16 protein-coding genes are annotated in these 22,343 nt (G+C 65.6%); 3 read left to right on the top strand and 13 right to left on the bottom strand.

Annotated features, from left to right (window positions below):
* From WS78_RS34015 to WS78_RS34005, 3 genes are read right to left on the bottom strand one after another with little or no spacing between them, the layout of a single operon-like run.
* Positions 1-855: an FAD/NAD(P)-binding protein gene (locus WS78_RS34015; protein ID WP_059583940.1), complete on the bottom strand. Its 855-nt coding sequence runs from the start codon at positions 853-855 to the stop codon at positions 1-3.
* Positions 842-1,300, bottom strand: a complete 459-nt coding sequence (locus WS78_RS34010; RefSeq protein WP_059583937.1) for a cyclic nucleotide-binding domain-containing protein — start codon at positions 1,298-1,300, stop codon at positions 842-844. Before WS78_RS34010 ends, WS78_RS34015 begins: the two co-directional genes overlap by 14 nt.
* Complete coding sequence (locus WS78_RS34005) at positions 1,287-2,450, bottom strand: 4Fe-4S dicluster domain-containing protein (protein ID WP_059583934.1); 1,164 nt, start codon at positions 2,448-2,450, stop codon at positions 1,287-1,289. The genes WS78_RS34010 and WS78_RS34005 overlap by 14 nt, the downstream gene beginning before the upstream one ends.
* Positions 2,451-3,064: 614 nt before the next feature.
* Between WS78_RS34005 and WS78_RS38450 the strand changes: the two genes are divergently transcribed.
* Positions 3,065-3,247 (top strand): Rossmann-fold NAD(P)-binding domain-containing protein, encoded by a 183-nt coding sequence (locus WS78_RS38450; protein ID WP_059608716.1) that lies wholly within the window; start codon positions 3,065-3,067, stop codon positions 3,245-3,247.
* 205 nt (positions 3,248-3,452) lie between these two features.
* On the opposite strand, the gene ppsA is transcribed toward WS78_RS38450, so the two are convergent.
* Complete coding sequence (ppsA, locus tag WS78_RS33995; protein WP_059583928.1) at positions 3,453-5,909, bottom strand: phosphoenolpyruvate synthase; 2,457 nt, start codon at positions 5,907-5,909, stop codon at positions 3,453-3,455.
* A gap of 517 nt (positions 5,910-6,426) precedes the next feature.
* Between ppsA and WS78_RS36795 the strand changes: the two genes are divergently transcribed.
* Positions 6,427-6,747, top strand: coding sequence for a hypothetical protein (locus WS78_RS36795; protein WP_156432452.1), 321 nt, complete (start codon positions 6,427-6,429; stop codon positions 6,745-6,747).
* Positions 6,748-6,862: 115 nt separating this feature from the next.
* Here WS78_RS36795 and WS78_RS33990 read toward each other — a convergent pair whose 3' ends face one another.
* The 6 genes from WS78_RS33990 to WS78_RS33965 all read right to left on the bottom strand — a co-directional run bounded on the left by WS78_RS33990 (position 6,863) and on the right by WS78_RS33965 (position 15,158).
* Positions 6,863-9,253 carry an exo-beta-N-acetylmuramidase NamZ domain-containing protein gene (locus WS78_RS33990; protein WP_059583925.1) on the bottom strand — a complete coding sequence of 797 codons (2,391 nt, stop codon included), beginning with the start codon at positions 9,251-9,253 and terminating at the stop codon, positions 6,863-6,865.
* The gene (locus WS78_RS33985; protein ID WP_059583922.1) at positions 9,208-10,485 is read right to left on the bottom strand and encodes a putative glycoside hydrolase; all 1,278 of its coding nucleotides are present in this window, start codon (positions 10,483-10,485) and stop codon (positions 9,208-9,210) included. Before WS78_RS33985 ends, WS78_RS33990 begins: the two co-directional genes overlap by 46 nt.
* Positions 10,478-11,266, bottom strand: a complete 789-nt coding sequence (locus WS78_RS33980) for a polysaccharide deacetylase family protein (RefSeq protein ID WP_059583920.1) — start codon at positions 11,264-11,266, stop codon at positions 10,478-10,480. Before WS78_RS33980 ends, WS78_RS33985 begins: the two co-directional genes overlap by 8 nt.
* Positions 11,267-11,362: 96 nt before the next feature.
* Positions 11,363-12,049 carry a VIT1/CCC1 transporter family protein gene (locus WS78_RS33975; RefSeq protein WP_059583918.1) on the bottom strand — a complete coding sequence of 229 codons (687 nt, stop codon included), beginning with the start codon at positions 12,047-12,049 and terminating at the stop codon, positions 11,363-11,365.
* A gap of 18 nt (positions 12,050-12,067) precedes the next feature.
* Positions 12,068-13,402 (bottom strand): ABC transporter ATP-binding protein, encoded by a 1,335-nt coding sequence (locus WS78_RS33970; protein ID WP_059584007.1) that lies wholly within the window; start codon positions 13,400-13,402, stop codon positions 12,068-12,070.
* A 22-nt stretch (positions 13,403-13,424) separates the two neighbouring features.
* Positions 13,425-15,158, bottom strand: coding sequence for an ABC transporter permease (locus WS78_RS33965; protein WP_059583915.1), 1,734 nt, complete (start codon positions 15,156-15,158; stop codon positions 13,425-13,427).
* Between the two features lie 1,157 nt (positions 15,159-16,315).
* On the opposite strand from WS78_RS33965, the gene groL reads away from it, so the two are divergent.
* Positions 16,316-17,944, top strand: a complete 1,629-nt coding sequence (gene groL / locus WS78_RS33960; RefSeq protein WP_059583912.1) for a chaperonin GroEL — start codon at positions 16,316-16,318, stop codon at positions 17,942-17,944.
* A gap of 202 nt (positions 17,945-18,146) precedes the next feature.
* Here groL and WS78_RS33955 read toward each other — a convergent pair whose 3' ends face one another.
* The 3 genes from WS78_RS33955 to WS78_RS33945 are packed head-to-tail and all read right to left on the bottom strand — an operon-like array spanning position 18,147 to position 22,337.
* Complete coding sequence (locus WS78_RS33955; protein ID WP_059583910.1) at positions 18,147-18,410, bottom strand: PAAR domain-containing protein; 264 nt, start codon at positions 18,408-18,410, stop codon at positions 18,147-18,149.
* 9 nt (positions 18,411-18,419) lie between these two features.
* Positions 18,420-20,078 (bottom strand): type VI lipase adapter Tla3 domain-containing protein, encoded by a 1,659-nt coding sequence (locus WS78_RS33950; protein WP_059583907.1) that lies wholly within the window; start codon positions 20,076-20,078, stop codon positions 18,420-18,422.
* 18 nt (positions 20,079-20,096) lie between these two features.
* On the bottom strand, positions 20,097-22,337 hold the full coding sequence (locus tag WS78_RS33945; RefSeq protein ID WP_059583905.1) for a DUF3274 domain-containing protein: 2,241 nt from the start codon (positions 22,335-22,337) through the stop codon (positions 20,097-20,099).
* Positions 22,338-22,343: the final 6 nt, after the last annotated feature.

The raw sequence follows: 22,343 nt of genomic DNA, 5'->3' as shown, positions 1-22,343 counted from the left end.
TCAGATCTCCCGAACCGCGAAGATGCGGGCAATCGCGTCGTACCGCATGACCGGGCCATCCTTGCAGACGAACGTCGGGCCGAACTGGCAGTGGCCGCAGTGGCCGACCGCGCACTTCATGTTGCGCTCCATCGACAGGTAGATGCGATCGTCGGACACGCCTCTTTCCTTCAGCGCGGCGACTGCAAAGCGCATCATCACCTCCGGTCCGCAGACCAATGCCGTTGCCTCGCGCGGATCGAACGCCGCGCGCGCGATCAAGGCGGGCACGACGCCGACGTTGCCGCGCCAGCCGGCATCCGCATGATCCACGGTCACGTCGACTTCGATGTCCAGATACCGGCTCCATCGTTCGAGCTCGCGACGATAGAGGATTTCGCGAGGATGGCGGCAACCGAACAGAATCGCGACCCGGCCGAACCGCCTGCGGCTCGCCATGATTTCGTAAATCGCCGGCCGCAGCGGGGCGAGTCCGAGCCCGCCCGCCACGATCACGACGTCCGTGCCGGCTGCGGCGTCGATCGGCCAGCCGACGCCGAACGGCCCGCGCACGCCGAGGGTTGCGCCCGGCGAGAGCCCGGCGAGTGCGCGGCTGACCGCGCCGACCTCGCGGATCGTGTGCATGAACGTTGCATCGTTCGCCGGGTCGCCACTCGTGCTGATCGGCACCTCGCCAATTCCGAACACGTACAGCATGTTGAACTGCCCGGATGCGATCGGCGCCCGCGTGCCCGACAACGGCACGATCTCGAGCGTGGCGGTATCCCGAAGCTCCCGATGCCGCCGCGCGACACGGTAAATACTTGGCACGAGCGGATCGTCGGGCGGCGCGCCGGCTGCATCAGTGCTTTCCATAGACGTCCAGGATCTGCATACGGGTGGCATGTAATCGCTGCGCGAGGATCGGCAAGAAGCGCTTCATCATCTGATAGCCGAAATCGTGATCGCGCTCGCACTTTTCGCGCAGGCATGCGGCGTCGATGCCGATCAACCGGGTCAAGTCCAATGCCCGCGCATCGAACATCCATCGATAGGGAGGAATGAGCCAGGAGGCGCCCACGATCTCGCCTACGCCGATGGTCTCGACTATGACAGGCTTGCGTCCGGGAGAGGAAATCTCCAGTGCAATGCGGCCGTGACGGATCAGGAAGAACTCGTCCGCGGGCTCGCCCTCGCGAAAGACATACTGGCCTGCTTCGAAACGGCGATTGCGCGCGCAGCCCTGAACGATTTCAAGATGCCGCGCGTCGAAGCCGGCAAAGAACGGATGCTCTGCAAGAATGTGCTCAAGCCCTTCCATCCGGCTCCTCCCGCGCGGCCCTGGATGAGCCCCGGATTGCCGCAACCTCTTCCGTGATATCGATACCGACCGGACACCAGGTGATGCAACGTCCGCAACCGACACAACCCGACGTGCCGAACTGGTCGATCCAGCTCGCAAGCTTGTGCGTCAGCCATTGGCGGTAGCGGGCCGCCGCCGTGTGACGCACGCTGCCGCCGTGCAGATGAGAGAAATCCAGCGTGAAGCACGAGTCCCATTTGCGCACGCGCTCGGCCTGCGTTCCCGCGAGATCGCCATGGTCCTCGACGGTCGTGCAGAAGCAGGTCGGGCATACCATCGTGCAATTGCCGCAGCTCAGGCATCGATCCGCGACGTCATCCCAACGCGGATGATTCGGGTTGTCCTGAAGAAGCGACTTGATACCGTCGGTTTGCATCGCGCGTCCCATCTGGCCGGACGCTTGCTCGACCACCGCCCGCGCCGCGTCGAGGTGCGCGGCGGTCGCGGGGCGGTGCGGAATGCCCTCGACAAGCGCTGCCCCCGCGTCGCTGCCGACCTCGACGACAAAGTCCTCGCCGGCGGCGGGCGGCAACTCCGTCAACGCCAGGTCAAAACCGGAATCGACCGCCGGTCCGGTTCCCATGGACGCGCAAAAGCACGTCCCGCCCGCCTGGCTGCAGTTGACCGCGACGATGAACACATCACGCCGGCGCTGAGCGTAGCGCCGATCGATGTAGCGGCCTTCACAAAAAACGCGATCCTGAATGGCGATGGCGTGCAATTCGCACGCTCGTACGCCGATGAACGCGAGCTTGCGCGATTCGTCCGCGCCGGGCACGATGCTGACGCCGATATCGGTATCGACGGCCGCAAACAGGCGCTCGATCGGAGGATGCAGAAAGCGCTTCCACGAATGCGGCCCGACCGCGAATCCGAACAGGGCTTCGTCATCGCGCCGCTCGATGCGATAGTGCCCCGCATCCTGTCGGTCGGTCCAGCCAACGGGAAAATCGTCGACGGAAGCCACGTCGTCATAAATGATCGCCCCGTCACGAACGGTCGGCCCCATTATCCGGTAGCCGGTTCCGGCGAGCACGTCAATCAGCGTCTGAACCCCTGCCCGGTCGACCGCAACCGGATGCACTTGCGTAGACGAATGCGCTTTCATTGTGGCACGCCGAGAATGAAGCGGTGCGGGTAACCGAGTGGCTCGCGGCGGCACCCGGTTCCAGCCATCTGCCGGGAGTGGCCTTCATCCTTGAACTCGCGAGTTCCAACAAGAAGGTGCCGAACACCTTTCTCGTATCAAGGCTAAGTAGAAAGTGCCTGAACTTTTTGACCTGCATCAACCACTCCACGTGGAGCAGGCCAGCCTCGTCGACCATCGCGATTTCCCAACCGAAACCGGGACGGAATCCGGCCGGCCTCACCTCGCCAGACCCCGTCGGGATGGCTGGCACGCATGGTGCGGCCGGTCGCTCCCGGTCGGATGCAGGTCGACTTTCCGACGATGTACGGCCGGGGTACTTCCCTCATTGAGGAAGCCCGCAAGGTTGATCCCGGCATGAAAAACCGACAAACGCGGTTCCCGGCCCCGAGCCTGCATCCGTTCTCAACGCGCCGGACGCCATCGCGCGCTTTTCGTTTCTCTACCGCAACCCTGCGAGATCCGGGCGGCTCTATCGTGTATTCCCGGCATTTGACAAGCAACCGTACTCGTCATGGCGTCGAATCGATATCCCACCGTCCCGGATCGGCGCCGCCGGCCGGGACATCGCGCATGTGGCGGAAAGCGCTGCGCCGCACTGCGGGTTCGAGTTCGCCGGCGCCCGCGTCGCGATCCATGGATACGGCGCAGTAGGCCGCCACGCGGCGCGCTTCCTCGCACGGAGAGGAGCGACCGTCGTCGGCGCGGCCGATTCGGCCGGCACGCTGGCGGACGCCAGCGGCATCGATCTCGCGTGACGCGACACGCCGAAGGCACAGGGAAAGTTGGCGCTCGACCATCCGCGTGGAGAAAAACTCGGGCGCGACGCGATCGTCGATATCGAATGCGAAACCCGGCTCCCCGTCACGTGCCCGGACGTCGTGCATGAGGACAACGTCGCTCGGCTCAAGACTCGCCTCGCGATTCAGGGCGCGCCGCCGCCGACAAGCGCCGCGGCCCGGCCTATTTACCGGTTCGCGCGGGACCGACACGGGCCGCGCCGGCTTCGGGCGCGTGCCCAGCCTGTTCGTCCTCTACGTCTCGTTCCGCGGCAGCCACACGCCGCTTGACCGCGATGAAGCTGTCGGGGCTCACCGAGATCGAGTCGATCCCGCATGCAACGAGAAACGCCGCGAACTCGGGATGATCGCTCGGCGCCTGTCCGCACAGGCCGACTTTGGCGCCCGCCTCGTGTGCCGCCTCGATCACACTGGCGATCATCCATTTCACGGCGTCATCCTGCTCGTCGAAGAGCTCCGCAAGCTCCGCCGAATCGCGATCGACGCCGAGCGTGAGCTGCGTCAGGTCGTTGCTGCCGATCGAAAACCCATCGAAGCGCTTCGCGAATGCCTTCGCGAGAATCACGTTCGACGGGATCTCGCACATCACGTAAACCTCCAGACCTGCGTCGCCGCGTTTCAGTCCGTTCTCGCTCAACGCCTCCAGCACGCGATCGGCCTCCTTAGTGGAGCGGCAAAACGGAATCATCACGATCACGTTCCCGAAACCCATTTCGTTGCGCAGACGCACGATCGCGCGGCATTCGAGCGCGAAACCGTCCCGGTAGCGCGGCGAGTAATAGCGCGACGCGCCCCGGAACCCAAGCATCGGGTTTTCCTCTTGCGGCTCGAACTGGGCGCCGCCGATCAGGTGCGCATACTCACTGGTCTTGAAGTCGCTCATGCGCACGATGACCGGATCGGGATGACACGCCGCCGCGATGCGCGCCAAGCCGCGCGCGAGCCGGTCGACGAAGTACGCGGTCTTGTCTTCGTAGCCTGCCGTCAACGCCGCGATCGCCTGCCTGGCTTCCTCGTCCTTCAGTCCTTCATAGCGCGCGAGCGCCATCGGGTGGACCTTGATGTGGTTGCTGATGACGAATTCCATCCGCGCCAGCCCGATGCCGTCAGCGGGAATTCGCCACCAGCGGAATGCCGCAGCGGGGTTCGCCAGATTCAGCATCACCTGAGTGCGCGTGGCGGGAATGCCGTTGAAATCGATCTCCTCGATTTCGTATTCCGCGATACCTTCGTAGACGAATCCCTCCCCGCCTTCCGCACACGACACCGTCACCTCCTGCTGGTCGTGAAGCACGTGACTCGCGTTTCCTGTGCCCACGATGGCCGGCAACCCGAGCTCGCGGCTCACGATCGCCGCATGCGAAGTACGGCCGCCGTGATCGGTGATGATGGCCGCGGCGCGACGCATGATCGGCACCCAGTCGGGGTCGGTCGTCTGCGTGACGAGAATCGCGCCGTCGACGAAACGCGCGATGTCGCGCGCACTGTCGATCACGCACACGCTGCCGGTCGCGACGGCCTCGCCGACGCTCGTGCCCGACAGCAGCCTGCGGCCGGTCTTGCCGATGCGATAGGTCTTCACGGCGCTCGCCTCACGCCGCGACTGTACCGTCTCGGGGCGCGCCTGCACGACGAACAGCTCGCCGCTCGCGCCGTCCTTTGCCCACTCGATATCCATCGGCTGGCCGTAGTGCGCCTCGATCACGCAGGCCCAGCGCGCGAGCGTCAGAATCTCGGGGTCCGACAGCACGAAGGCGACGCGCTCGGCCTTCGACGTCGGTACGTTACGGGTCGGCGCGTCGCCATCGCGTGCATAGATCATCTTGTACGCCTTCTCGCCGAGGGTCTTGCCGATGATCGGTGTCAACGACGGCTCGCCGAGCAGCGGCTTGAACACCTCGTACTCGTCGGAGTCGACTGTGCCTTGCACGACATTCTCACCAAGGCCCCACGCCGCACTGATCAGCACCACCTTGTCGAAGCCGGTCTCGGTGTCCAGCGAAAACATCACGCCCGCGCCGCCGAGATCGGATCGCACCATGCGCTGCACGCCGATCGACAGCGCGACTTGCAGATGATCGAAGCCCTTCTCCGCCCGATAGCTGATTGCCCGGTCGGTAAAGAGCGACGCGTAGCAACGACGACAGGCATCGAGCAACGCGCGCTCGCCGCGCACGTTGAGATAGGTTTCCTGCTGGCCCGCGAAGCTGGCATCCGCGAGATCCTCGGCCGTGGCGCTCGAGCGTACGGCTACATCCACGTTCTCTTGCGCGGCAAGCCGGCACAGTGCGCCATACGCGCTTCGAATCGCGTCGGCGATGTCCGCCGGCCATTCGCCGCGCAGGATTGCACGACGGATGGACGCGCCCGCTTCCGCCAGAGATACCTTGTGCGCGTCGAATTCGTCGAGTGCACCCCGAATGATCTGCAGCAATCCGTTCGCGTCGATGAAGCGCCGATACGCATCGGCCGTCGTCGCGAATCCGGGTGGCACCCTCACGCCTTGCGCGGACAGGTTGCCGACCATCTCGCCCAAGGACGCGTTCTTGCCGCCGACACGCGGGACGTCCCCACGCCGCAGGTCATCGAACCAGACAATATGCTTGATCTCGTCAGTCATCACGCTTCTCCCTGGCGCGTTGACGGAAATGGAAACGGCTACGCGGCGTTAAATGCTGAGATGGACTTGGAATACCCACGGTAGGCCATGCGGTCCCCAGCGGCCGGATCTTTCGGCAGCTTCAGGTACGCGGGCCGAAAACCCAGGCACGCCGTGCGGCGAAGACACCGGCAGGAGAGGTATATCGCCGCCAATCGCCACGAGGAAATCGGGATTGAAGGACGACGGTGCGTAGCTCGCGATTCCACGGAAAAACGCCGCAGCCTCGCCGCTCACCCCAGGCCCGCCAGTGTGCGTCTCGAGCGGGCCTGCCGTGTCGGAGCGGGCCGGCAAGTCACCGGTTCGCTCGCCGCGCGTGATTCGTTCGGCTGGCGTGTAGATCGCGCTGACACCCGGAGATGGCGGCCAATAGGCCGACATGGCGATTGGGCCTTCCGGGCCGAGCACGAACGATGGACACGCCCGACGCGAGAGCGATAGGGGACGCGTGCATTGCGCAAATTCAGGCCGCCAGTTCATGGCCAATCCCCTGTCGAACTGTCTCACGACGAGGGCGTTGCACCGCACGCTGAAGCAGCGCGTTCATCGTGCGGCACGGATAGTCCTCGATGAAGGCAAGCGTGACATCGCCATACTGCGGCGAATTGATGAAGATCAATCATGGGTGGGCGGGAAGAAGCGAACGGGTCGAGGCTTGTTTGCACAATCCGCCCACGCGGCGGCTGTGAGCGTGATGCTGGCCGCATACATGCTGACCGGGAAGTTTCTCGTCGCGACGCGATCCGCAAAAGTCGGATGCGGATCACATGAAAGCACGCCCTCCGCAGCTTCGATCTGACCTAGCGACGTTCGATGGATTCCGGGCGGCCGTACGGCCGCCCAAGCGATGGCCTGGCCTGGCGGCTGCATGCGCATGCGTTGCGGCAAGGGGCGACGATGGCATCCGCGATGCATCAATACCGCAGATACGTTGCACGCTCGCGCGCGAATGCGGCGTTCTGCGTACCCACGGCCTTCTCGATCTCCTCGAGCGGATGCCCGTCGTTCAGCATCTCGGCGATGACGCGCGAACCGACCGACGCGCGAATCGCGTCGATCCGGAAGTGGTCCGGATAGCGTCGATGCAGCGCGAACGCCAGCGCGAGCCCAAGCGCCCCTGGCTGCGAGCGCCCCGGCGTTCGCGCGATCCGAACACCCTCGCACAGCGCGCCGCGATGGGGGACCTCCGTCGGCACGAACCGGGCCGGCGCGAAAGTCGCATTCAAGTGCATCGTGCTGAGGTCATCGGCAAGCGCGCGGCCGTCGATCCAAGGCGCGCCGACCACGCCGAACGGGGTCGCGGTGCCGCGCCCGACGCTGACGTCCGCGCCTTCGACTAGGCCGACGTCCGGATACAGCGACAGCGCGTCAAGATCGCGCAGGTTCGGCGATGGCGGCACCCAACCGAGCCCGGTGTCGTCGAAGCGCATCGCGCGCCGGTAGTTCTGCATAGGCACGACGACGAGTTTCGCGCCGATCCGGCGCCGCTCATTGAACAGTTGCGCCAGTTCGCCGACTGTCATGCCGTGCACCAGCGGCAGCGAATAATAGTTCGTGAAGGTTTCGGCATCGGGGTCCGATACCGGTCCGCCGGCAAGGTCCGCGCCAAGCGGATTCGGTCGGTCAAGCACCACGACCGGGATGTGCGCGGCCGCGGCGGCTTCGAGGGCGTAGCCGAGTGTCGCGATGTAGGTAAAGAATCGCACGCCGGCATCCTGGAGGTCGAAGACGAGCACGTCCACGTCCTTCAACGCCGCCGGCGCAATCCTCCGGCGTTCGCCGTAAAGACTGCGGACCGCCACGTTCGTGCGCGCGTCAACGGTATCGCCGAACGTCGTGTCGACATCGGTATCGATGCCGTGCTCCGGCGCGAAGATCGCCGTGAGCCGTGCCCCGGGCGCCTGCGCAAGCAGGTCGATCGTCCGTCGGCCTTCGCGATCGAAGCCGCTGCGGTTCGTGACGACGCCGATGCGTTTGCCGGCCACGGCCGCGAATCCGGTCGCCGCGAGCACGTCGATGCCGACCAGCACCTTGCCCGTCGACGCCGGCAGGCGCGCCGCCTGCGCGACGGCCGCCGCCATCGCGGGCACGCGCATGGCGATCTGCGCGCCCGATACCGGCGGTGTGCGGCTCGACACGATGCCCAGCACCTGTGCGCGCAACGGCTGCGCATCGCCCGTCGCGTCCGGATACAGGCGGCTCGTCAGCACGATGACGAAGCGGCGGGTGACGAAGTCGATCCACAGACCGGTGCCCGTATAGCCGAGATGAGCGATCGCGCCCGCCGCTGGCAACCGGTAGCGGTTGGCGACGAGCGGCGGCTGCAGCGCCCAGCCCGCGGTGCGCGCGTCGCCTTCGGCATCGAGCGTCGCCGGCGTTTGCAGCACGGAGACGCTGTCGCGCCGTAGGATGCGCCGGCCGTCGAGTGCGCCGTCATGCAGCAGCATGCGCGCGAAGCGCGCGAGATCGTCCGCGGTGGAGAACAGCCCCGCGTTGCCCGACACGCCGCCCATTGCCGCCGCGATCGGGTCGTTCACGCGCGCGTGCGCGCTACCCTCCTGCCGCGCGCTCGTGGGCGCGATGCGCGGGCGTGCAAGGATACCGGGCCTGAACCGCGTATCGTGCATGTCGAGCGGTGCGAAGACGTGGGCCATGCACCATGCGTCCAGCGGCTCGCCGCTTGTGCGCGCGACGATTTCGCCGAGCGCGACGTAATTGATGTCGCTGTAGACCACGCGCGCGCCCGGCGGCGTGATCGGCGACATCGCCTCGACGTCGGCCAGGACCGCCGCGCGGGAGCGCAGCGCCCGCGCCGACGACACGCCGGCCGGCAGGCCCGACGTATGCGCGAGCAGCTGCCGGACCGTGATGCCGTCCTTGCCGTGCGCGGCGAATGCCGGCCAGTAGCGGGCGGCAGGCGCGTCGAGCGCCAGCCTGCCGCGCTCGGCGAGCTGAAGGATCGCCGTCGCGGTGGCGACGGCCTTCGTCAGCGACGCGAGATCGAAGATCGTGTCGGCCGTCATCGCTTCCGGCACGGGCGCTGTCGTACGCATGCCGCTTACGAGCCGATAGCGGACGCCTTCGGCGTCGCCGACGAGGACCACCACGCCGGCGACATGGCGATCCGCGATCTCCGACGCCATCGCGGCGGCGACCGTGACCGCCGCCTGCCGGTCCGCGTCGCGAAGCGCCGCCGCGTGTTCGGCCGCACCGGCATCGGCGGCCGGCGACGCCAGCACGAGCGCCAGCAGCATTCCGGTCAGCGCGGCAGCGCGTCCGGCTCGTAGCGATTGCGCGGATTCCATAGCATCCACCCGTCTGTGCCCGCGGCGTCGGCCGCATCCGCTTGCGCACGGATTTCGTCGGCATCGAACACCCGATGATCGAACGCATAGTCGCGAAACGCCTGCAGCCATGGCCGAAAACGCACGCCATCGGGGCCAGTGCGACGCTTCGCCTCCTCCAGCGACCGAGAAATGATCTCGCCGGGATGGTCGGTGGGCTTTCGGCAGCCCGGCAATCCCCACGTGAACCCGGACGGATACAGCATCGGCGAAATGTAGTCGACGACCTGCCCGAACGTCTGGAGCCGCTGCCCGATCGCGGTGTCGTTGAAATTCCAGCAGACGTAGCCGAAGATGTCCGCCGACACGTAGAGGTTGTAGGGCTGCAGGCGCTCGCGCGCCCCCGCCAGGAAACCCGTGATTGCCGCCACGCGGTTGGCTTCGGTGTTGGCCTCGCCGAACCGCAGGCCGTTGGCGTCCGGAAACCGCAGGTAGTCGAACTGGATCTCGTCGAAACCCATTCGGGCGGCCTCTTCCGCGACGTCGTAGATGTGTTCCCATGCGGCGCGCTCGGTCGGATTGATCCAGCGCTGCTGTTCGCGGTCGCGCCAGACCTCGCCGGCGGCATCGTGCACGGCCCATTGGGGATGCGCGCGAGCGAGCGAGTCGTCCTTGAACACGACGATGCGCGCGATCAGGTAGAGGCCGCGCGCATGAAAGGTCTTGAGCAATGCCGGCAGGTCGGCTGCCGGGCGCCGCTCGCCGCCGGGAACCGGGTCGGCCGCGCCGGCGATTTGACGCGCGAGGCTGCGGTAAGGCGTCATCCCGCTGTCGTCCTTCACGTCGATCACGAGCGCGTTGATGGCCGTCTTGCCCCGCAGCGCCAGCGCCGCATCGCGCAGCGCGCGGTCGTTTACGCCGTAAGCAGACAGATAGACGGCCTTCGGGCGCAGCGCCGTCATGCGGACCGTGCGCGCGACGTCGTGTCCGTCCAGCGTGATCTCCGCGCGCGCGTAGCCCGGCGTCCGCACGCTGACGTTCGCCCCGCTGCCGTCCGCCGACACCGTGAACTTGCCGGCGGCGTCGGCGATCCGGCCCTCGCCCGCCGCGTAGCCGATCGCGCCGGCCAGCGGGCGGCCGCTCGCGGCGTCGACGACCGTGATCGTCACCGTCGCCGCATGCGCGGCGAGCCCGGTCAGCCCGGTCAGCCCAGCGAAAAGCAGCACGAGCCACACGATCGCGCGATTAGCCATGCGCGCCTCCGGCGGTGCGCAGCAGGCCGTCCATGCAACGCGCGCCCCATGCATCGGTCATCAGGACGCGCGGCAACGCCATCGGCGGGTTGGTCTCGCGCACCGGCCACGCATCGACCATGAACGCGGCGGCGCAGCCTTCGCGAGCGGCAAGCTGCTCCGTTTCCACGTCGTGGATGCCGAACGGCCAGGCCAGCAGCCGGACCGGCTTGCCGGTTTCGGTCTCGAGCCGATCGCGGGAGCAGCTCAATTGCCAGGACACGAAGCGCCGGAAATCGTCCGGCATGCACCGAGCGCGCTCGGTCGCAAGATTCGGATGCCGGTACGTATGGGACTCGATGTCGAATTCGCCCGATCCGGCGAGCTTGCGCAGTCGAGCCCACGCCATCGCGCAGCTTGCGTTGGAAATCGCCGTCGGATAGATGAAGTGCGTGACGGACACCGGATGTCGCGCGAGGTTCGGGCGCAGCACGTCATGGACGGAGCGATGGCCGTCGTCGACCGTGATCGCGGCAGCGCGTGCCGGAACCGCGCCAGCTTCGCCCGCATGCCAGCGCACGACGTCGGCGAGCAGCGCGATGCGGTAGCCGGCCGCGTCGATTGCTTGCAGCTGATCGCGGAACGTGCTCGTACGCACCGTCATCGAATCTGCCCGTTCGCTCGCGAACCGGTGATAAACGAGGATCAGCACGCGCCGCGGCAGCGGCGTGACGTCACCGCCGAGCACAGGCGACGGCACAAACGATAGCAGGAACTGGCAGACGATCGACCGGACGGTCACGATGCACCTCACGCAATACTACTTGATCATCCTTGCAGAGTGCGCCGGACGCGCGTTGAGTCAGATCATTCGATCCCGAGGCGCGCGGCGCCGTGGTCACACAACGGCCCCGAAGAGCGCGCCGACCAGGCCCGTGCCCGCCATCGCGAGCACGCCCCACGCGACGACGCGCAGCGCACCGCGCCACGCCGGCGCACCGCCCAGTCTGGCGGACACGGCGCCGACCACCGCGAGCGCGATCAGCGCGACGCCCGCAACGCTCTCGATGACTCGCGGCTGCGGCGCGACAAAGCCGGCGGCGAGCGGGCCGGCCGCGCCCGCCGCAAAGCTCGCGCATGACGTCAGCGCCGCCCTGACGGGGCGCGCGGACAACGCGTCCGAAATGCCGACGTCATCGCGCAGATGCGCGGCGAGCGCATCGTGATCCATCAACTGCCGAGCCACCTGCCGGGCGAGCGCGGGTTCCAGCCCGCGCTGCGCGTAGATACGCGCGAGTTCGGCGAGCTCTTCTTCATAGTCTTCCCGCAGCGCGCGACGTTCGACATCGATGTCGGCACGCTCGATGTCCGCCTGCGCGCTCACCGACACGTATTCGCCGGCACCCATCGACAACGCGCCGGCCACGAGCCCGGCCACGCCTGCGGTGACGATCTCGCGCGGATGCGATCGGGCCGCGGCGACGCCGACCATCAGGCTCGACATCGACAGCAGGCCGTCGTTCGCGCCGAGCACGGCCGCCCTCAACCATCCCGAGCGATGCGTGCGATGCGTATGTGAGGTCATGTCCTTGCCTCACTGCGGTCAGCGGCCGAAGGTCCGCGTGTGGTCGTCGTAGTCGAACAGCCCCGCATAGCGTCCCCAGTCGATCACGACGCGCAGCGCCTGGTCCGCGTTGCGCTGATCGAGATGGTCCTCCAGTTCCAGCTCGAAGCGCTCGCGCGGCGCGCGGTGGCCCTCGCGCTCGTCCAGCACTTCGCCGACATGCGCGGCAAGCGGCACGAACTGGACGAGATGCTCGCGAAACAGACGCCGGCGTTCGTCGTCGCCGCTGCGCGCGAACACGTGGCCCGCTGCAGTCAGCCGGATCGTGCGCTCGCGCCATTCGGCGAATTCCAGGATGTGCAGCGCCGCCGCAAGCGGAAACAGCGCGTCGATCCGCAGCGCGAGCGTCGACGCCAGTTTGCCGAGTTCCGCGTGACCGTCGTGCGGCCCGGCGGCAAGCGCTTCGATGAAGCCCACGAGATGGTGGCTCGACACGTCGGGAAGGTGCATCGCCAGGCCGCCGCGGGTTGCGCCCTGGCCGTCGTGCGCGTCGGCGATGCGCGCGGTCAGCGCCGCGTAGATGTCACCGACGATCGCCTGAAAGGCCGGGTCGCGCCGGTTGCGCGGATGCGGCAGGCCGACCCGCAGCGTCGCCTCGACATGCCCCGGACCGGTGCCCAGCACCTGGATGCGGTCGCACATCAGGACGGCTTCCTCGATGTTGTGCGTGACCATCATCACAGCCTTGATCGGCAGCTGGCGCGCGCCCCACAGATCGAGGAAATCGGTGCGCAGCGTCTCCGCCGTCAGCACGTCGAGCGCCGAAAACGGCTCGTCCATCAGCAGCAGCGTCGGTTCGCTGACGAGCGCGCGCGCGAAGCCGACCCGCTGGCGCATGCCGCCCGACAGCTCGCGCGGAAACGCCGACTCGAAACCGTCGAGGCCGATCAGCTCGATCGCGGCGATCGCGCGCTCACGCGCCGTGTCCGGCGCGACGCTCAACGCATCGAGGCCGAGCTCGACGTTCTCGAGCACGGTGAGCCACGGGTACAGCGCAAACGTCTGGAAGACGACGGCGATGCCGTCCGTCGGGCCGGCGAGCGGCCGGCCCCGATACCGCACCGTACCCGACGTCGGCTTGACGAGGCCTGCGGCGATGCGCAGCAACGTGGACTTGCCTGACCCCGAGCGGCCGAGCAGGCCGAGAATCTCGCCCTCGCGCAGCGTCAGGTCGATGTCCGCAAGCACGCGCAGCGGCTCTCCGGACGGCTTCGCGAAGGATTTGCACACGGCCTCCAGTTCGAGCACGGTCGCGCCCACGTCCACGGCGGGCGCGGCCTCGGTCGATGCTTCATGCCCGGCAAGGTTCGACATGAATGCCTCCGGTAGTCGGTCGTCAATCCAGCCGCGTGCGGCGTTCCGCGAACGCATACATCGGGCGCCACACCAGCCGGTTCATCGCGATCACGAGCATCGACATGACCGCGACGCCGAGCGCGATGCGCGGATAGTCACCGGCATCGGTCATCCGCGCGATGTACGCGCCGAGGCCGCCGGCAGTGAGGCGCGTGCCCCCCCAACTGACCGCCTCCGCGACGATGCTCGCGTTCCATGCGCCGCCGGACGCCGTGATCGCACCCGTCACGAAATACGGAAAGACGCCAGGCAGCATCACCTGACGCCACCATGCGCGCGGCCGGACCCGGAAGCTTTCCGCCGCTTCGCGCATGTCGGCCGGAAACACACTCGCGCCGGCAATCACGTTGAACAGGATGTACCACTGCGTGCCGAGAATCATCAGCGGACACAGCCAAATACGCGGATCGAGCCCGAAGCGCACGATGCAGAACACCGCGACCGGAAACAGCAGGTTAGCCGGGAACGCAGCCAGGAACTGCGTGACGGGCTGCACGCGCTCGGTCAGCGTCGGGCGCAGGCCGACCGCGATGCCGATCGGCACCCAGATCAGCGACGCCAGCACGATCAGCACCGTCACGCGTGCCAGCGTGAGCAATCCTGCGTGCGCGACGACGGCCAGGTCCGTCCATGACAGCGTCGCGCGGCCGAACCGGACGAGCGAGATCGCCGCATAGGCCATTGCCGCGCCGCATAGCGCGAGCCGAAGCAAGTCGCCCGCGCGCCGCGGCATCGCGATGCGGGGCCGCCATGGGAACCCGCCGGGCGTCAGCCGCGCGCGCGCCGCCCGGTGCAGCACGGCGCCGATCGGCGCACGCACGCGCCCGACCCACGGCGAACGCTGGAACAGTTCGAGCACCCAACTACGGGGCGCGACCTGGACGGCCGTGTCGCCGTAGCGGAACCTGTCCGCCCAAGCCACCATTGGCCGGAACAGCAATTGATCGTACAGCACAATCGCGACGCTCATCGCGACGATCGCCCAACCCACCGCGACCAGGTCGCGATGCGCGATCGATTGCGCGACATAGGAGCCCACCCCCGGTAGGTTCACCTGCAAGCTGCCGACCGCGATCGCTTCAGACGCGACCACGAAGAACCATCCGCCCGACATCGACATCATCGTGTTCCAGATGAGCCCGGGCATCGCGAACGGCACCTCGAGTCGCCAAAAGCGCTGCCATGCGGACAGCCGGAAGCTGCGGCTCGCCTCGTCCAGGTCAAGCGGGACCGTGCGCAGCGCCTGGTAGAAGCTGAACGCCATGTTCCACGCCTGGCTCGTGAAAATCGCGAAGATCGCCGCGCATTCCGCGCCGAGCATGTTGCCCGGAAACAGCGACAGGAAGAACACGACGGTAAACGACAGGTAGCCGAGGATCGGCACCGATTGCAGCACGTCGAGCAACGGGATCAGCACCATTTCCGCACGGCGGCTCTTGGCTGCGGCCGTCGCGTAGGTGAACGTGAACGCGAACGACGCGACGAGCGCCGCGAACATCCGCGCCACGGTGCGCAGCGTATAGCCGGGCAGCGCTGCGGGCGACAGCGAGATCGCAGGCTGGTGCTCGATCGTCAGCGGGCCGGTCATCTGGCGCGCGGCCGCGCCGAGCAGCATCAGGAAGCCGAACACGAGCAGCGTCGCGACGACATCCCGCCAGCCTGGCGCCGACAGCGTCCATCGCCCGCCCCGCAACACTTCCGCATGATGCTCCACGCCGCGTCTCCTGCCGGTTACGGCGATTCATCTTCGCGGAGCGCCGGGCCGTGGCGCTTGACGTGCGTCAAGCACGCCGTCGGTCTCGTGCGTCGGTATCGTTTTCGCCGACTGCTAGCCGGACCGAGCCGCCATGCTGCGTGCCCCTTCCGCGCGGAATTGATGTCCGTCAACGCATCGTCGCGGCCACGGTCCTAGATTCGCAATGGGAACCGCCCGCGCACGGCTCCGCGCACGCCGGAACGACAGGTGCATGCGCGCCAGCGGGCGTCCGCCAGCCCGGTCGCGGGCGTATCGCAATCGCCGCTTGCCCCGACGCATAGGCGAGCACACGACGTGACAGCCGGAATCGCCCTAACGGCACCCGCCCATTTGTGCTCAAGACCTATCTGCCCAACTACCTGGCGCTCTGCGAGACGCGGCAATTAGCGTCCGGAAGCGCCCTGGCATAGGAGCCGGTTGATTTGCCGACCCTGGCCGGCATTCCTTGCCGCAGCCGTCTGCCGGTCAAGGTACCCCGCCCAACCGATCGCGGCGATCCATGTCCATATCTGCGAGGACTTGCTGGTACCGGTTTCTTCGTCGTACGCGGCTCTCGCGGGCGCAACGGTGCGAGTTAACCTCTCCCCGCATCGAATGCGATCCGTCGCAGAGGCGGCGTACCGGCGCGGGCGCGTCGGCAACCAGCCCGCCCGTTGCCCGGCCGAGTACGCATACAGTCGCGCGGTCGAATCGACGACCGGTCACCCCGGTACGGTCATGCCGACTTGCTTGAGAAAGGCGTGTTGCTTGCGGACACGTCCGCCCTATCTCACTTTCGTGAAAGCCGCGCCACTCGGCTGCCGCATCACTCGGCTTTCATCGAATAATCGCCGCGAATCGGGCGTGGAGATCGAGGATGGCCGGGCGCCGACTCGTCGCGCGACGCTTCAATCTGATGCGCCGTCGACAGGATCAGCATGAATTTCCGCGCAACTGCAATGTTGCGCGATATCGGTCGCCCGATGCACTTTGCGCCCGTTGATTCAGGTCAACTCACATGAGCAGCCGTTCGATCAAATATCAGCATCCGTGGTCGGTCGTCTTCCCGTCCGCACTTCGACGCAGCCGAAATCCCGACCCCGTTGTTTCCCGCATCTTCGAATGGGAGGCGTATCGTGCTTGCCAAATCACTGGTTTTTCATCAGGCTGCGCGTCAGCGGCTGCTAAAGGGCGTTAACGCCATGGCCGAAGCAGTCAGGGTTACGCTCGGACCGGGCGGGCGCAATGTGATCGTCGAGCTGCCCGGCACAGCGCCGCCGCTCGTCGCCAATTCAGGTGCCGTCGTCGCGACTTCCATTGATTTGCCCGATCCGTTCGAAGCAATGGGCGCGCGCTTGCTGCGCGAAGTCGCGACACGCACAAGCGAAGTGGCGGGAGACGGAACGACCACAGCTACGACGCTCGCCCAGGCGATCGTGGTCGAGGGCATCAAATGCGTGACGGCCGGGCACGATCCCATGGCGCTCAAGCGTGCGATCGAGGCGGCCGGGAAAAATGTGATCGCCGAATTGCACCGCATCGCCCGTCCGTGCGCGAGCGCCGACGAAATGCGCCAGATAGCGACGATATCCGCGAGTGGTGACATCACGATCGGTGCCATCGTCGCGCAAGCCGTGGAGCGCGTTGGGAAGGAGGGCGCGATCAGCATAGAAGACGGCACGACGCTCGATGACGAACTCGAAACCGTGGATGGCTCGCTAGTCGAACGCGGCTATCTGTCGCCGCTGTTCGTCGAACCGGACAGCCACCACGTCGTGCTCGAAGAACCACGCATTCTACTTTGCGACATGAACGTCAGCGGGATCGGGCAGTTGTTGCCGCTGCTCGACGCCCTCAGTAGCACCGGCAAGCCGCTACTCGTCGTCGCGAACGAAGTGGAAGGCGAAGCGCTGGCCACCCTCGTCGTCAATCATCTCCGCGGCACTCTGAAATCCTGCGCGATTCGCTCCCCCGGATTCGGCGAGGCGCGCACCGAGCAGTTAGCCGATCTCGCGGCGCTCACGGGCGCGACAGTCATTTCCCCTCAGACAGGACGCACGCTCGAGCGCACGACGCTCGACGAGCTCGGTGCCGCACGCCGTGTCGAAATCTCCCGTGATACGACGACGATCATCGCCGGACGGGGTGAGCGCAAGCACATCGACGATAGAATTCGCGTGCTGCGTACTCGGCTCGATGCGATGCCGCCGGGCTACGAACGCGACGCGGTGGCCCGCCGCCTGACTAAGCTCGCGGGCGGCGTCGCGGTGATTCGGGTTGGAGCTGCGACGGAAACCGCGCTGCGTGAACGCAAGAATCGCTTCGAGGACGCGCTGCATGCGACACGCGCCGCGATGGAGGAAGGCATCGTGCCGGGCGGCGGCGTCGCATTGCTACGCGCACGCCGCACGCTCGAGCAAGGCGGTGCTGGCTTCACGGACGCGCAGCGCACGGGCGCTCGCATCGTCCACGATGCCCTTGCTTCGCCGCTGCGCCAAATCGCCGAGAACGCCGGCGCCGATGCGCAGGCTGTCGTGCATACGGTAGACGCAGCGTCCGGGGCGTTCGGCTATGACGCCGCCAATGCCGTATATGGCGACATGATTGCGGCCGGCATCGTCGATCCTGTCAAAGTTGCGCGCTCGGCGCTGCAGAATGCGATCTCCATCGCCTCGTTGCTGCTGACGACCGACTGCATGATCGCGCGCCGCTGGCCCTTCGCTCAGGCAATGGGTGCGGCAAGCACGGGACTGTTGGACGGTTGAGACCATCTCGCAGTGACGCTCGACGCCATGCGGCCCACTCGCGGAAAAGATTGGCGACAAACAGCGATTGTCGGAACTCCACACCAATGCAGTCGCGAACCGCGTTGCGATCAGCTCCGACTGTACGCACAGCTGCGCCACGAATGTAGTCGCAGATTTTGCACGAATCGGACAATTACCCCATCCCAGCCGACACGTTCCATCACACGCGCCCCGATGTTGAAATCGACGAGATGAGCGCGGCTCCGCACGATGTTTTGTGCCCGTCGCATGCAACGGCGCGACCATCGATGCGAACGCTCTCGTCCCCTTCGATGATCACGCAATGATCGGCACCTTCCATCGGGCAGATACAGCGGTCGCCGACGCAGGCCACCGCCCGCCCCATCACTGTCGAGCCTTCGCGGCCCGTTTCGACGCGACCGCCGTGCGAGGTCGAATCACCGATGCGAATCACGCCGCGCATACCGGCTCCTTATCGGAAAGGATTCACGTCCGGTTGCTTCTGCGTCGGCGGGCTCACCATCACGATCGTCGCCGTACCGTTCGGCCGCCGATTGATCGTGGCGCTGGCTCCGCCTTCGTTGTAACCGGCGATCAGGCCGAGTCCGATCTGCACCAACGGCGAGCTAATGCCCGTGTTCCCGATCCGGCGGCCGATGTCGTAGCCTTCCTTCACGTCATCGAGACTCGGCGCGGACGGCCCGCTTTGCGCGAGCGCCTGGTTGATCGGCGCGACCCACGCGCGATCGCCCGTCGTATCATAGAAGATCCGCTTCGGCGTTTCGCCGGTGGGCAGCGTATCGACGGCTTGCTGCCACCCCGCCTTGAGCGCTTGCGCCTGCTGCGCGGTCTTCAGCGGCTTGCCGTGCGCATCGGCGAGCTTCACGTCGATGGGCCGATGCAGGTAGCCGAGCAGCGGCGCGTTGTCGAATTGCTTCACCTGCCAAGTCGTCCAGCGCACCGGGATGTACGGCGTCGGATTGAACTCGCCCGGGCCTTTGTTGCTGATCGTTTTCCAGAAATCGGGGAGTTGTGTCTGCCACCATTGCGCCGACATGAAGCCGAGAAAAGCGCGCGGATGGATGCCCGCCGCCTTCTGCTGCTCTTGATAGTACGCTTCAAAGCTGCCCGGCCCTTCTCCGTTGTTCCTCTCCCAGAAGAAATTCCACAGCTTGGTAATATCGTATTCGGTCGTGTTCTTGTCGACGTTTTCCGTCTGCTCGACGGCGTAGGGACGAATCAGTTGGTCGACGCGATCCGAGCGGGACACGAGCATCGCGACCATGCTGTCCGGCATCGTAGGAAGGTTGGACTGCTTGAACGTGTCCACGTAGCCGGGTGTCTGATTGAGTTTGCGGGTCGCCGCTCCATCAAACGTGACGATAACCGCCTCGGGCACGTCCGGATGTGCGTCGAAGAATGCGAACAGCTTCTCGATGATGGTTGCACCGTCGTCCGTGTTCGCGTCTTCTTGCCACAGCAAGAGCGTGACGCCTAGGCTTGCCTCCTGTCGAATACCAGAAAGCTCATTAGCTGGCCGACTAACGTGCGGTGCTTTCGGCGGCTCCCAAATGAACACCGGGACCGGCCAATAGTCAACGGAATGATGGGCCGCCAGTTGGAAGCTCAGGCCTGTCCCGACGCCTAGATCAGTCATACGCTCATCTTCATTGGCAGGATAGTCGGCGGAATTTTGCGACATGTATGTGGAGTGATTGTCTGCCTTGGCTTCAATAGCCTTCCAAATCTCTTCATTTGTCTCATTTCCCGTGACGAGCCCCAGGCCACGCACTTCCAACACGAATTTTCCGCCTGACTGAGCGAGCAGTTCCGGGGCACCGTTGTTCCCAGGTAGGACCATAGCCGACATTGTCGGCGCAGTCGATGCCGTGCTTGTGACCGCCGATGCGGGTTCAGCGGAGCCAATATGCAGCCAGACGTAGCTCACGGCGAAGATCGCCGCAACGACACCGAGTGCAACCAATACACCGTTTCGAATGCTACCCACCATGCCTGGCATCTCCTGTCCCGTTGCTTGCCAATAGTGATAATGCCGCGTCATCACGATGATTGTCCAACCCAGCGCGATCAAGATAAACCCAAGTATGTACGGCCAGATACGAGGTTTCATAACACCTCTTCGTCAATCTCACGTTTTCTTCTCAAATTTCACTTCGCTAGCGACCAGCGGCGGTAGAGTGAGCAACACAAACTTCTCAGACGGGAATAAGCCCTTCTGATAGTACTTTGCGCAGGCGTCAATAAAGTCCCGCGTATGACCGTCTAGCCGTGAAAAGCATTTGCAATCTGTGATCTGCTTCTGTGCGCTCGACGTCATCTTCCAATCCGCCATTAAAAGCAACAACTGCCGCCAGTCCGGATCATCCAACGTCACTGCCTGGCCGATCGCGACATCCATCGCCGTGACCCAGCGATGGTTCTCGGAGCTGAGCAGAACCCCCGAATGATAGTTGTTCGCTTCCAATTGATCGGCATCCGTGCCCATCCGCTTGCGGACTTCGTCCGGCGTTTCCTCGCGTTGGATCACGTACGTCTGATACCGTCCGCCCGTGGCGGCCGCCGAGAGAATCGAGCCGAGCGACTGACTCGGCACGATGCGCCAGTTATGCGACTGCTCGTCGATCGGACGGCCTCGATTGAACGTCTGCCTGTGCGGCTCGATGCTGGCGCCCGGGTCATCCGTCGTCGCGACGTCCTTCCATTGGAACTTCGCGTACTGGTTGCCGAGCGCGACGTTTTTCGTCACGTCATCCGGGCGCATCAGCCCGGCGACATCGGCGTGCCCGGGTCGCTGCCCGCCTTTCTTGACCTCGCCACCGTACAGGTCAGGCTCGTACGGCGGGTTTAGTTGCTCGCCGTTGATGAAGCGAATGTCGTTGCGCTTGAACGACGCCTGTAGCGCCATGTTCTTGCTGGACTCGACCACTGAGCCCAACATCGTGCCGTCCGTGTCGGGCCCCGGGGTCAATCGCTGAACCTGGTCCCGGACCGGTACGCGCGCGGGGGGCGTACCGACAGCGACCTTCGACCGCTTCCCTCTGCCGTCCTGGTCGCGTTCCAGTCGCGTCCACATGCGCTGGAAAAAGCGTTTCGGCGCGAGCGTCGTCATTGCCGGCATCGTTTTGCCCTGCTTGGCTGCCGCGCCATCGGCCGGAACGTCGTCGGGCACGCCGAACGTCCCGATCCCGCGTACCTTATCGAGGCCGACCACGGTGTCTTCGGGGCAGAAGTAAAGATAGACCTTGCCCCGGTTATCGCGCTCGTCGAACGTGATCCAGTTCTTGCCACGCTTGTCCAGGCGCTTTCCCTGCGTCTGGCTCCAGTTCCGTCCAGCTCGTCCGCCCGAGCAAACCGAATCGATCATCAGGTCAGCCAAGTCCGGAAGCGTATGCGGCTCGCTCGTCACCGCGTTGACGATGTCGACCAGCGTCTTGAGTTTCGCGTGCCCGGTTTGCTGGCTGCCGTCCTTCGTGAACTGCAGGCTGTACGGCGTGTCGACCATGACGATGCAGTCGACGCAGCGTTGTCCTTGCTGCTTGAGCATCGCCTGCGCGAGCAGCGTGATGATCGTGCCTTGGCTGTGCCCCATCACCGTGATCGTTTCGTGCTTCGGATCGATTCCGTGCTCCAGCGCGAGCGCGGAGGGCTGGATGGCGCGCATTGTCTTGATGAGGTTCGCCAGGCGAGCCGCGGCAAGCACGAAGTAACGGCGGTCAGGCGAGTTGCCGGCGAATATCGTGTTGCCGGCAAGCGCATTTTGCATCACCACGCGCTCGAGCTTGTCCGGTTCGAAGCCGCGGCTGTACATCTGAGGGATGTTGTTGGTCGCGTTGGCGAAGAACCCGCCCCCCTTGCCGAAATGGGCATCGAGCCGGTTCGCGTGGATGTCCTGATACTGGCCGCGCGTCAGCAGATTGCCGTCGCTGTCCGCCACGCGGCTCTTGACCTCGCCCGGCCTGTTCACCTTCGCGATCTCGTTGTCCGCCGCCCGATAGCCCCAGTAAAACGGGAGAAACATGCTGTGGGTGCCGCTAGTTTCTGAGCGTTCGTAAAGGTACATGTCCGGATCACGCAGTATTTTTGCGTACTTTAGCTTTTCCCCTTTCTGTTGCGCCGCCGACGCACTCGCATACCGCTGACCGTATTCACCCGGCCGCAGATCGCTTCGCGACAGGCGCTCATTGAGCCCTTGGCAGAGCCCGCGCTCAACGGTCGCATAGGCCGCACCCGGATCGTTGACGCCATGAATGAAGATCACCACGCCCGGAAGATCGGCCGGAACCTGAACGGGCCGATCGCCCGGCCGATTCGCCATCGTAACGCCCGCCCCGTGGGCGGCGGTGAAACACTGATCGTTGATACCGTTCATCGTTCG

The organism is Burkholderia savannae, assembly GCF_001524445.2.
Lineage (GTDB): Bacteria > Pseudomonadota > Gammaproteobacteria > Burkholderiales > Burkholderiaceae > Burkholderia > Burkholderia savannae.
The sequence above is the reverse complement of the archived record's forward strand: the minus strand, read 5'-3'. Positions and strand labels throughout refer to the sequence as shown.

What these genes read in the sequence shown, in the direction of transcription:
- ppsA (WP_059583928.1), bottom strand. Translation starts at nt 5,909, where the DNA reads ATGACTGACGAGATCAAGCATATTGTCTGGTTCGATGACCTGCGGCGT.
- WS78_RS34015 (WP_059583940.1), bottom strand. Translation starts at nt 855, where the DNA reads ATGGAAAGCACTGATGCAGCCGGCGCGCCGCCCGACGATCCGCTCGTG.
- WS78_RS33970 (WP_059584007.1), bottom strand. Translation starts at nt 13,402, where the DNA reads ATGTCGAACCTTGCCGGGCATGAAGCATCGACCGAGGCCGCGCCCGCC.
- WS78_RS34005 (WP_059583934.1), bottom strand. Translation starts at nt 2,450, where the DNA reads ATGAAAGCGCATTCGTCTACGCAAGTGCATCCGGTTGCGGTCGACCGG.
- WS78_RS33975 (WP_059583918.1), bottom strand. Translation starts at nt 12,049, where the DNA reads ATGACCTCACATACGCATCGCACGCATCGCTCGGGATGGTTGAGGGCG.
- WS78_RS33985 (WP_059583922.1), bottom strand. Translation starts at nt 10,485, where the DNA reads ATGGCTAATCGCGCGATCGTGTGGCTCGTGCTGCTTTTCGCTGGGCTG.
- WS78_RS33945 (WP_059583905.1), bottom strand. Translation starts at nt 22,337, where the DNA reads ATGAACGGTATCAACGATCAGTGTTTCACCGCCGCCCACGGGGCGGGC.
- WS78_RS33990 (WP_059583925.1), bottom strand. Translation starts at nt 9,253, where the DNA reads ATGGAATCCGCGCAATCGCTACGAGCCGGACGCGCTGCCGCGCTGACC.
- WS78_RS34010 (WP_059583937.1), bottom strand. Translation starts at nt 1,300, where the DNA reads ATGGAAGGGCTTGAGCACATTCTTGCAGAGCATCCGTTCTTTGCCGGC.
- WS78_RS36795 (WP_156432452.1), top strand. Translation starts at nt 6,427, where the DNA reads ATGGCCAATCCCCTGTCGAACTGTCTCACGACGAGGGCGTTGCACCGC.
- WS78_RS33955 (WP_059583910.1), bottom strand. Translation starts at nt 18,410, where the DNA reads ATGCGCGGCGTGATTCGCATCGGTGATTCGACCTCGCACGGCGGTCGC.
- WS78_RS33950 (WP_059583907.1), bottom strand. Translation starts at nt 20,078, where the DNA reads ATGAAACCTCGTATCTGGCCGTACATACTTGGGTTTATCTTGATCGCG.